This window comes from Mucilaginibacter sp. P4_G9 (genome assembly GCF_056400985.1).
On sequence record NZ_JBFUKF010000794.1, the window covers coordinates 1 to 1150 of the forward strand.

Below are 1150 nucleotides of genomic sequence, written 5' to 3' on the forward strand. Positions count from 1 at the left end.
GGTATACAGCTGTCTAATATCAAGTATACCACCATTAATATCTCCCCCAATATAATTAGGATTATAGTCATGAACTTTAATTGTATTCATGGTATTACGAGCAAGTATAGTATCTCTAAATCCAGGAGCAAATCTTTCCACTTGGTTTTCAATATTTTGAGTCATATCCAATGTTGATCCATTAGGAACATGACAATAGGCCCAGGCAGTATGTTTACCATCCGGTGCGCGTGTTTTATCAAATATGCTTTGTTGAGAAAGAAGTACAAATGGCTTTTCAACATGCTTACCTTTGGTAGTTTGTTGCTCTGAAAAAGCTATTTCTTCAAAAGTATTACCCAGGTGAACGGTGGTAGCCTGGTTACATTCTGGAGCAGTAAAGGGGATTGGATCACTCAGAGCCCAATCAACTTTAAAAACGCCCATTCCATATCTATAGCGTTCCAATTGCCATTTATACAAAGATGAAAATTTACGTCCTGCAATATTTACTAATTGCTTTGGCGTAACATCAAAAAGTACTATCCGGGCAGGCGGCAATTGGTCAATAGAGTTAATAAATACATTGGTTTCAATTTTACCACCTAATGAAATGAAATATGATGCCAACGCATCAGCAATAGATTGAGAACCACCAACAGGTATTGGCCATCCTTTTATATGCCCCACGGCCAGCAGCACCATTCCTATTGCGGATGTAGCGAGGTTAGTTAATGGCTGTATTGCGTGGGCTGATACCCCGCCCCACAGGCCTTGGGCCTCTGGTGTTACAAAACGCCTGGCAGTATGCGCCGCACTTGTTAAGGCTTTTAACCCAAAACGGGCAAAGGCAAATGGATGTTTAGGTAAAGCTAACGGTCCTAATAAATCGTTTGCTATATCTTCCCAGTTATTAATTATTGGTTTTAGCAAATTTAGATAGGCGGACTTATCTTTCCCTAATGCTTCAGCAGTTTCCTGTATTGATCTGGATAAAAAAGCGGCCCGCCCGTTGTCAAATGGATGAGCTGCGGAAAATGGTGCTTGTAAAAATTCTAATCCATAATTATGCAATGGCAAACTACTAAAAAATGGTGAAGCCAGAGCCATAGGATGAACGGCCGAACAGACGTCATGTTTAAAACCAGGAAGGGTAAGTTCCATAGTACGC

General features: G+C 40.6%; 1 protein-coding gene. It reads right to left on the bottom strand.

Annotation, left to right across the window (positions count from 1 at the left end; translation table 11 throughout):
• Positions 1 to 1143 (bottom strand): phytoene desaturase family protein (locus tag AC1DPZ_RS27695; RefSeq protein WP_477409585.1); only part of this gene is annotated, 1143 nt, incomplete at its 3' end.
• Positions 1144 to 1150 lie beyond the last annotated feature (7 nt).